Here is a 9397-nt window from a genome sequence, read left to right as displayed (position 1 = left end):
CTCCTTTTTGGTCAGTACTATATATCACTCGTATTATTAAGTAAGTCAAGTAATTAATCTTTATGAGCGGGTTATACCCATGCTGTATACTGTTCTTAGATACTGTGGATTGGTTATACATATCACTACCACACAGATGGTTTTTTAGAGTTTCCAACCACAGTCTCTTTGTAAAATTGTTAATCAGTTAGATACCGCTTGACGGTTTATGTAGAACGAGTTTACAAACGCAAGGAGTCCTGTGGATAGGAACAGTATCAAATAATACAAGGAGGACTATTATGATTTTAGTTGGCATTGATGTAGCAAAAGATAAACATGACTGTTATATCATTAATACTGATGGAGAAATTCTAAATGATGTTTTTACTATCCCAAATAATCGTGACGGATATGACTATCTCTATGAGCAAATTTCTTCATTTACGACAGATATTACAAAAGTAAAAGTAGGACTGGAAGCCACCGGACACTACAGTTACAACATTCTAAAATATCTGCTTGATAAACATCTCACCGCTTATGTAATCAATCCTTTACACACTAATCTTTATCGTAAAAGTCAAAGTCTTAGAAAGACTAAAACAGACAGAATTGATTCAAGAACTATTGCACTTATGCTTTTGACCGATTCAAGCTTAAAGCCCTACTCCATATCATCATACCATAGGGAAAATCTAAAATCGCTTACAAGGTATCGATTTACTAAAGTTCAAGAGCGTTCTAAACTTAAATCTTCAATTTCCAGGCTTGTTACTATTCTCTTTCCGGAGCTTACTCAAATAGTCTCATGCATTCATATTGCATCGATATATGCAATTCTAGAAGAATTTCCAGGTGCATCCTATCTAGCCACTGCTCATCTTACTCGATTGACTAATGTTTTAATGAACTCATCAAGAGGGCGCTTTGGAAAAGAGTACGCTATAAAGATTCGCAATCTCGCTAAAGAATCTATTGGATCAGCCTTACAGGCTAAGTCTTTAGAATTAAAACATACTATAAATCTTTTAAAGATTCTTGATGATGAAATTCATGAAGTTGAAGCCTCTATTTCAAAAATTATGCAAGAAATTGATTCAACTATTACAACTGTTCCTGGTATTGGTACTCAAATGGCTGCTATGATTCTTGCAGAAGTAGGAGATTTTAGTAATTTCGATAATCCAGATAAGATTTTGGCATATGCTGGAATGTCTCCATCAACCTATCAATCCGGAAAACTTACTAACAGCTATTCCCATATGGAAAAACGTGGTTCACGATACCTTAGGTACGCCTTGTTTAATGTTACAAAATATGTGTGCCATTACTCACAAGATTTTTCCAAATACTTATCAAAGAAAAAATCTGAAGGGAAACATTACAATGTGGCCATTTCCCATGCTACAAAACGCCTTGTAAGATTACTCTATTCCATGGAAACTAATGGCACCATATACAGAATTGCATAAATCATACTCATTTCATATCATTTTTTTGACATCCTATGGATGTCTATTTGTTGTGCAAAAAAACACATCATACCATTTTTCAAATTTTATCATAAATTTTTCTTCTAATACTTGACTTTTAATAGTTAGACTCTAAAGACACTATTTATCAAGTTATTAATCCAGTATTTCCTTATAAAACGGCTCAAAATGGAGCTTATTAAGCTCACTAATCTGCACCGCTTCATCTTCTGAAATTAATCCATTATCTACTAGTCTCTTTGTCAGCATTTGTGCCACTTCATATTCAAAGTCCTTTTGCATTTTTTCTTCTGTAAATTCCCTTGATGGTGTATCAGATCTAATTTGATTATTGCTAGTTATCTTCATGGCACTCACCTCCAAACCTGTCATAGATATAGCAGCTATGGCTACAATACTTACGATTCTTATTTCCATAAGAGATAAAAATCTTACCGCAGCTAACGCAGGTACATTCATAGTTGGCTTTCTTACTTACTAACTCTCTATTTTTATTCCACCAGTTATTTCTGCATTTATCTGAACAAAATCTTTTCTTTTTTCTCCCCAGTTTTTGTATGACAGGTTTGCCACAATACTCACAGAGAGATGTATCCTCATCACAAGTTTTAGTTCCACCAAGGCCATGACGCTTACAGTAACTTTTGATGGTATTTACAGAAATATTTATCTCTTTTGCTATCGCCGTATATCCAAGTCCCTTTTCTCTTAAAATCTTTATCTTTTCTTTTTCTTCTAATTTCATCGGTCTACTCCCTTCTCACTGGCTAAGGGAGTTTCAAAACGATTTGTCCGACTTAATGTAAAATCTTCTCCCTACAAATCACAGGCAAAAGAAAAGAGAGGATAGTAAACCCAAAATAAAAAAAGCCTGAGGATTATTCCAGTTAAGGAATAACCTCCAGGATCATTTCACTACTTATAAAATTTCATTTACTCGTCTTTGTACTGCATGATAGTCATATCCAGCTCTTTCAAGTCTGTTTTTTCTATCTTGACCATTACCCCAATCACCTCGGATAACTTCACGAGCTAGGGTGTCAATGGATTTTCCAGCAGGTTTACTTGCACTTCCATATAGGATTTCATTTACTCTATTTTGAACAGCATTGTAATCATAGCCTGCAGATGTAAGACGGTTTACTCTGTCCTGTCCATTACCCCAGTTTCCTGCAAGCACCTCTCTAGCTAAATTATCTACAGATTTAGATGAAGCACTTGCTACCGGATATACAGATCTACCATTTGCATCATAGACAGAATATCCTGGATTTGCATTGGCACACTTCTTAGCATTTTCAAAGTTTCTAAATGCACCCTTTTGACTCTTTGCATCAGACCATGACTTTCTCACCCTATATAAAGATGAGCCTTGTGCCACAGATGGACTTGTACTTCCTCCATGAAGTCTTTTATTTACCTCGCTTGCAATATATGAAAATTTACTGCCAAGATAAGGTCCTGGACAGTTGGTATTGGCATACCACTCATGTTTTTGTAATACGCCATCTTTTCCACCTGTATAGGTACAATTCTTGATGCCATTTCTTCTGCAAATATCCGTAACTAAATCAATCAAGGTAGCAAGAACTCTATCGCTTACTGGCCAATTGCCTCCGTTACTTGAATTGGCTACTTCAATAGTGATGGCTCTGTTATCACACCAAGAAGATGATGTACACCAAGAGCGGTTACTCTCGTCTACACATAAAACGATTTTGTTATCATTTCCGATTCCATAATTACACGATGCCTGTCTTGAAGTTGGCTTAAAAATTTGACCGATAGTTGCTGCACTCACAGCGCCAGCTGTATGATGAATAGCAATTTTTGTAATGGGCTGATTTCTTCGTCCACTATGGTTTGGGCTGTAATTTACTATACTAACTAATGAACTGTTACTCATGATTGTCCTCCTTGTCGTTTAGCTGCTTTAATACTGCCTTTAGCTTTTCAGGAACAGGTAGTCCTAGATGAACAGAGTTTTCAATAAGTGATAGACCCTCATTTGAAAGGTAAAAGAAAACCACTGCGGTTCTTAGTACACTTCCAGACTTAATCACCTGCACATCAATGATGTTGGCAATACCAACAAGCATAAAAATAAGCACCTTTCTAAAGATGCCTTTAAATCCTACTGCACTGGATAACTTCCTATCTACCACAGCACACATCACCCCTGTGATGTAATCAATGACTACAAATAAAACGAGTGCAATGATAAGTCCATCACACCCGCCTAAAAAATATCCAAGCCATCCGCCAACTGCCGTAAAGGCAAGCTGGCACATATTCCATAATTCTTTCATACTACATTCCTCCTAATATCATACTTAAATCAACTGCCCTAATTGCCGTGACAATAACGGGTATTTCCATTTCAGGCTTATCGCCATAAAAACGAATTCGCATTTTTTCATCAATTTCCAACCTAAAAACAAGCCCCAACTCACGGATGACATCACTCCCTTTTTCATCATCAATCTTAATAAAAGATGCAATACGGATATGATCTTCTATTTCTTGTAGTTGAAGGTGCTCCTTTATTTTGTCATAGTAGTAGATCCCATCTTCTAATTTCCACTCGTTCGGCTTTATAGAGAAAATTAGAACAACCGGTGTTATCTTCAGTTCAAACTCCTCAAATATAGAGCGGTTTGCTCTTGCAAAATACTCTCTGTTAATTACTTCTTTTCCTTTAGAATTTGGTTCATAGTCTGGTGTTTCTACTGTCGGATTTCCTTTAAAGGCAGGGCTATCAATCGGTGCAAATTTTCCTTTAAGTTTGGCAAAGAACCTGTCTAAACCTTCTTTAGTTAAAAACTTCTTAGCCATATATATCACCTATACAAAAAGAGCATCAATCTCTTCATTTGTTATACTTGTAATATCTGTAGTCTTTAGGTAACCACTAAGATCGACTGATGTAGTACCAATCTTTTCAAATTTACCATTGACAAAGATGTATTCATCATAAGCATCGTTATCTCCCTTATTATTAGAAACAAGATAGATAATTGCCTGTTCTCCACTGGTTGGAAGTTCCTCTACCACAGAAAATTCGATAGATTTTACATTACCAATAAGCCCTTTCACTTCTTCAGTAAGCTCTGCTTTCTTTACAAAGTCCATAGCATCTTCAAGTTCTGCTACCTTCTTCGGAATAGCCGTTACTTTAGCATATGCATCTATACCTTCCATACCTTCAACGCTATGAGGGATTTCTGATTTCTTAGCATAATCACCTGCATCTGTAAGGCTCTCTACCTTGGTTGGAATAGCAGATTTCAGCGCATAGTTTTCAGCATCCAAAAGCTCTGTCACATTCTTTGGAATTGAATTTTTCACCTTATCAATTTCACCCTTTTTGACAAAGGTGTCCTTTAGTTTTTTCCAAACATATAAAAGTCCATTGTTATCTAAATATTTTGCCTGCATTTTTCTTCCTCCTGTTATTTAAGTAATTCTTCCAGTTCAATATTTGATATTGTGTTTAACCCTAGTTCTTCTAGGGTTCTATTGCCAATCAGCTTCACTTCATTTATCTTTGGCTGATTGATTAAGTTGTTATAATCAGAAGCTGGTGCGTCTGATACTCTAATAATTGTTTCAAATGATGCATCCATCGGTGCATCTCTTTTAAAGCTTGTCGTAATTTCTGCCACTAAATTTCACCATCCTTTAAAATTTCATATGTGCTGGTTCGTATTAAAGCGGATGCTATTGCACTTCCATCAGAAAACTTTGCTCTTATTTGGATTGTCACAATTCCCTCTGTAAAAATTAGCGTGTCTTTCTGAGATAGATAAACAGATACAATATTCTTTTGTATTTTCACTTCATCAATACTCTTCTCTAATACGACCTTGCCATTTTGCTTATAGGTAATAAAAAGGACAGATGCATTAGTTAAATCCACATCTGTCCTAAATATATTTATTGGCGTTGTTCCTCGGTACATAGGCATTCCTCCTACGTTTCATCTTTTGCCTTTAGTTTTAAGATTTCATCATTAAGTTCTTTTTCTCTATCTTCATAATATTTATCAATGCTTTCTCTAAAAGCCTCCACTTCAAGAGAATTTTCTGTGATTACTGCAGATCTTACATCAGCAAGTATGCCAGATAATATCCCCTCAACCATATAAGTTGGAATGGGTATTTTTTGTTGCAAAGCTGATATAGTAGAACTTAACTCCCCTCGAAACTTCTGGTAGGCAAGGGCATAATTAATGGTTGGCTTCTCCATGAGATTCCTCCTTGTCTTTAAGTAGTAAGTCCAATTTGTGATTGATTTCTTCAAGAAGTAATGTATTTTTATCGTCCTTTACTTCTTTCTTGGTCATAATATCCTTTTTTAAAGTTCCTTCATTGATGACTACTTCATTTGTGTTAATAATTAGTTCTGCCATTTTACATCCTCCTAACCATAATAATTTAAATCCATTAATACACCATCTTTAAAAACCATACGTCCATTTGAACCCCATCTAGATACAGTACCATCTGAATTCATATCAAGTATCTGTACAAAGTTAATTGTGGCATTCACTCCAAATCCTGTTTCCCACTGTGGATCTACAATCTTAAATCCATGTGCATAAAGGTTACAGCCAAGATGAACTCCATACTGGCTATAAATACTGTTAGATCTGGAAAAGCAAAGCATTGTAGTGTAACTTCCAGCATTAGCAGATTCTTCTTGAGAAAATGCCATATATTTTCCTTCGCTATCAAGGTCAAAAACTAAGCCTTTATGGGAGCTGTTACCACTCCAGACATTTGTACCAATCTTTCCGATGTACTTTCCATCACGATAAAAGTGATTGCCGTTTTCATCAAAGACTGCTCTTTTATTACTGCTATCAATTGAACCGTTATATAGTCCAATCTCTCCTGCAGTAATCTGTACATATCTACTAGCACCATTAAAACCAAGTAAAAAACTGTTATAGTTTTGTCTCATAAAAGTACCAAACTCACCTTTTTTTACCATTGATGAGATAGAGCCTTCCACAACAGATATTTTTGATATTGCTGTTTCTGCCTTTTCTTTAGCTGCACTTATATCCTTGTCCACAACTCTTATCCAGTCAAAAGATAGAGAAGAACTAATGCTCTCAGTTGATGAGTAATTCCATAGTTTTCTAGTTCCATCTTTGTATGGCGAGTGTTCTGACTCTGGATAAGACGAACCTAAAAGTAAGACCGCATCACCTGCATCTGTTGGCAAAGTAGATTCACTTCCTATAATTTCTTGATTAGAATCAGCTTTCTTTATAGAATCAATCTTAAAACCATAATAATCATGACCGGAGCCGTCACACCTCCAGTAAAGCCAAAACTTATCTGATGGAATAAATACCGTTTGACCCGCTATACTTATTCCACCACATCTTGGAAGTGCATATGTCTTTCCATCAAGTTCATAGAATATTTCAACCCAGTCATATCGTTCACTTTCTGTCCTAGAACTTGCATTGAATTTAAGCTCTAATCCTTGCTTTTTCACAATATATCTATACGCATATCCCGTTGTTGTATCATAGAAAAAATCACCAACATGGGTAAGCCTTAATCTATCACTATTCCAGCTATTGGTTGGTGCTCTTGAATAATTAGGAACATAGGTGCCGTAATAATTGCCATTTTTCTGCTCAAGCTTTTGATTAACAGTTTCTACACTTGCCTCAATCTTTTTATCCGTAGCAGAAAACTTTGTATTCACTTCATTGATTGTATAGTAGCTTTTTAACTTCTTATCTGTATCAGATATGGCCTCTTTCTTTGAATCAAGAATCTGCCTTTCCACTTGCGAGGTATAGGAAACTGATAGCTTTTCAGCATCAATGGAGTGACTCATTATTCTTTCACCATAAATCATCCCATCAAGTGTCATGCCTACAGCATATGGACCCTTATATCCATTATGACTTGCACCAATACCGTTCATATTTATCTGAAGAACTTTTGTGGCTGTGTCTTTGTCCATCGTGTCCATATATAAGTCTCTAAGCCATCTACCAGAAGAATCATATTCCGTCAGCTTATATCCGCCAGTACCTGTATTCATTTGAGCTTTTAAATTATCAATGGCACTTTGGACTCTTTCATTATCTATTTTTCTTGTAACAAGGCCTTCTTCTTTTATTTGTCTTACTGCATCTTGAGAACTTTGGATATAGCCTTTACTCTGATTACTTCCAAGCACCACCTTGATTTCACCAGGCTTTTGCAGTGGAATGGTCTGTTTCATAACGGGAAAAATTCTATCCATTCCAAATGGATAGGCTCTGCACCTTACCCTATCTCCACATTCGATAGTTTCTGTAGCGATTCCAAACTCTGATAAATCAACAGCTGAAAGGTTTAGCTCTACCATTTCAAACTGATTATCCTTAAGCCACTCTGCCCCTTTTCTTAAAAGATTTGCAGGAACAGTCACATCATCCCAGCGTATTACCTTACAAACCCACCCAAATTCAGTAAGTGCCTCTTTAGAAACAAGATAGTTCTTACCATCATTTACTGATGTAATATCTGTATATTGTTTTAGAACAGCATTAGCATCACCTTCTATTTCCTTACCAAGTGGAATGATGGCTGTTGCCACATCTTCTGCAGATAAGTCCTCCGTATAATCAAGAAGATTAAGTCCAAACTCTATGCTCTGATCTGTATCTTTTCCCATTTCTTCAAGTCTTAAATAATCAAGGATTAAGTGAGTTCCTTCTCTTCTTAGTTTCAAATAGCCACCAAGCTTTTCTACCATCTTTGTCATAATAGCTTCGAGAGTTGTTTCATAATTGGTGTAGCGATATAAAGAGTCATTTGGATCGGTAATGGTCACTCTTCCAAGCTTTATTCTTTTTCTTTCATCCACTTTTTCGTTATGAATCTCTAAAAACTTTGATAGTAGCTGGTATGGAGTTTGATTATGATATTCCATTTGTGACTGGATGCTATCAGCCAGATATGATAAAAGACCTACGCACTGGACTTTCTTATTTCCTCGTAGGTCTTTTGTCTGTTCTCTTACTTCACCGATAAAGATTTCTCTTTCATCTCGGTATACGCTGACAATGGATTTTCTGTTATAGATTTTTTCATAGTATGGATTTTTAGGCGGGCATATAAAGATAAGAGTTCCAGCAGTATTTAGTTCCAAATTCAGTGTAGAACTAATTAAAACTGCCTTCTCATCGCCAGGATAATAGATGGTATTTCCATCCATCACAATTTTGTACACTTATAGCCACCCCCTCTTGTATGAAATATCTAATGTACTATTACCTGTAAAGGTAAGCACTAAGTTCTTTCTTCCTCTAACTTCGGGAAACCTGCTCATACCCTTAGATAATGTAAACTTCTTTCCTTCAAAGTTTAAGGTTAGAACATTTTCTGTTCTGTTATGAAATTCAGGAACTATGGTCATATCTGAATCAAAGGTAAGCGTTATGGTCTTACTACTTGTAATAGAAATGCCATCAATCCTATGTGTAAACTCACCATTTTTCAAATCCCCTAACCTATACTTATATGGATCAAGCTTATAATCCAAAGTAATCAGAGAATAATTTTTATCTGATTTAAACTCACTCACCCATATTCTTCCTAAATATACATAGTCTTTTTCTGTATCAAGTACTAGCTTTGTCTTTTTACCATGAACTGTACTTAGTAGTTTCCTATAAACCTCCTGCCACTTTTCTATGTCTGAAACAATAAATTCAAATGATCCTGTTCTCATTTCATAAATCACTTCGCCTGTAAGGCTTTCCGTTATATCAATTTCACCTTGTCTTCCCGGTATATCAAGATACTCTAGCTTTGGTGATGGTAAGTTAACAACCGGCTTACTTGTTGGAACAAGTCCAAAGTCTTTATAACTATGAAACTCTCCTATTTTCATTCCGTACATTC

General features: G+C 35.8%; 13 protein-coding genes. 1 reads left to right on the top strand and 12 read right to left on the bottom strand.

Going from position 1 to position 9397, the window contains the following annotated elements:
* Positions 1-281: 281 nt before the first annotated feature.
* The gene (locus HMPREF2852_RS04805; RefSeq protein WP_070606285.1) at positions 282-1454 is read left to right on the top strand and encodes an IS110 family RNA-guided transposase; all 1173 of its coding nucleotides are present in this window, start codon (positions 282-284) and stop codon (positions 1452-1454) included.
* Positions 1455-1610: 156 nt separating this feature from the next.
* On the opposite strand, the gene HMPREF2852_RS04800 is transcribed toward HMPREF2852_RS04805, so the two are convergent.
* The 12 genes from HMPREF2852_RS04800 to HMPREF2852_RS04745 all read right to left on the bottom strand — a co-directional run bounded on the left by HMPREF2852_RS04800 (position 1611) and on the right by HMPREF2852_RS04745 (position 9395).
* Entirely contained in the window at positions 1611-1823 is a 213-nt protein-coding gene (locus HMPREF2852_RS04800; RefSeq protein ID WP_070606283.1) for an SHOCT domain-containing protein, read from the bottom strand.
* Positions 1810-2220, bottom strand: coding sequence for a helix-turn-helix domain-containing protein (locus HMPREF2852_RS04795; protein ID WP_070606281.1), 411 nt, complete (start codon positions 2218-2220; stop codon positions 1810-1812). The genes HMPREF2852_RS04800 and HMPREF2852_RS04795 overlap by 14 nt, the downstream gene beginning before the upstream one ends.
* A 174-nt stretch (positions 2221-2394) precedes the next feature.
* The gene (locus tag HMPREF2852_RS04790; RefSeq protein WP_070606278.1) at positions 2395-3381 is read right to left on the bottom strand and encodes an N-acetylmuramoyl-L-alanine amidase; all 987 of its coding nucleotides are present in this window, start codon (positions 3379-3381) and stop codon (positions 2395-2397) included.
* On the bottom strand, positions 3374-3784 hold the full coding sequence (locus HMPREF2852_RS04785; protein WP_070606277.1) for a phage holin family protein: 411 nt from the start codon (positions 3782-3784) through the stop codon (positions 3374-3376). The genes HMPREF2852_RS04790 and HMPREF2852_RS04785 overlap by 8 nt, the downstream gene beginning before the upstream one ends.
* Position 3785: 1 nt before the next feature.
* On the bottom strand, positions 3786-4310 hold the full coding sequence (locus HMPREF2852_RS04780) for a hypothetical protein (RefSeq protein WP_070606276.1): 525 nt from the start codon (positions 4308-4310) through the stop codon (positions 3786-3788).
* 9 nt (positions 4311-4319) lie between these two features.
* Positions 4320-4913: a hypothetical protein gene (locus HMPREF2852_RS04775; RefSeq protein WP_070606274.1), complete on the bottom strand. Its 594-nt coding sequence runs from the start codon at positions 4911-4913 to the stop codon at positions 4320-4322.
* Positions 4914-4927: 14 nt separating this feature from the next.
* Positions 4928-5140, bottom strand: coding sequence for a hypothetical protein (locus tag HMPREF2852_RS04770; RefSeq protein WP_070606273.1), 213 nt, complete (start codon positions 5138-5140; stop codon positions 4928-4930).
* Positions 5140-5436, bottom strand: a complete 297-nt coding sequence (locus HMPREF2852_RS04765; protein ID WP_070606271.1) for a hypothetical protein — start codon at positions 5434-5436, stop codon at positions 5140-5142. Before HMPREF2852_RS04765 ends, HMPREF2852_RS04770 begins: the two co-directional genes overlap by 1 nt.
* Positions 5437-5447: 11 nt before the next feature.
* On the bottom strand, positions 5448-5723 hold the full coding sequence (locus HMPREF2852_RS04760; protein WP_070606269.1) for a toxin: 276 nt from the start codon (positions 5721-5723) through the stop codon (positions 5448-5450).
* The gene (locus HMPREF2852_RS04755; RefSeq protein ID WP_070606267.1) at positions 5704-5886 is read right to left on the bottom strand and encodes a hypothetical protein; all 183 of its coding nucleotides are present in this window, start codon (positions 5884-5886) and stop codon (positions 5704-5706) included. The genes HMPREF2852_RS04760 and HMPREF2852_RS04755 overlap by 20 nt, the downstream gene beginning before the upstream one ends.
* 11 nt (positions 5887-5897) lie before the next feature.
* Positions 5898-8723 (bottom strand): phage tail protein, encoded by a 2826-nt coding sequence (locus tag HMPREF2852_RS04750; protein WP_070606265.1) that lies wholly within the window; start codon positions 8721-8723, stop codon positions 5898-5900.
* On the bottom strand, positions 8724-9395 hold the full coding sequence (locus HMPREF2852_RS04745; protein WP_070606263.1) for a hypothetical protein: 672 nt from the start codon (positions 9393-9395) through the stop codon (positions 8724-8726). It abuts the gene before it with no gap.
* Positions 9396-9397: the final 2 nt, after the last annotated feature.

The organism is Anaerococcus sp. HMSC065G05, from assembly GCF_001812365.1.
GTDB lineage: Bacteria > Bacillota > Clostridia > Tissierellales > Peptoniphilaceae > Anaerococcus > Anaerococcus vaginalis.
This window is presented reverse-complemented; position numbering and strand designations above follow the sequence as displayed.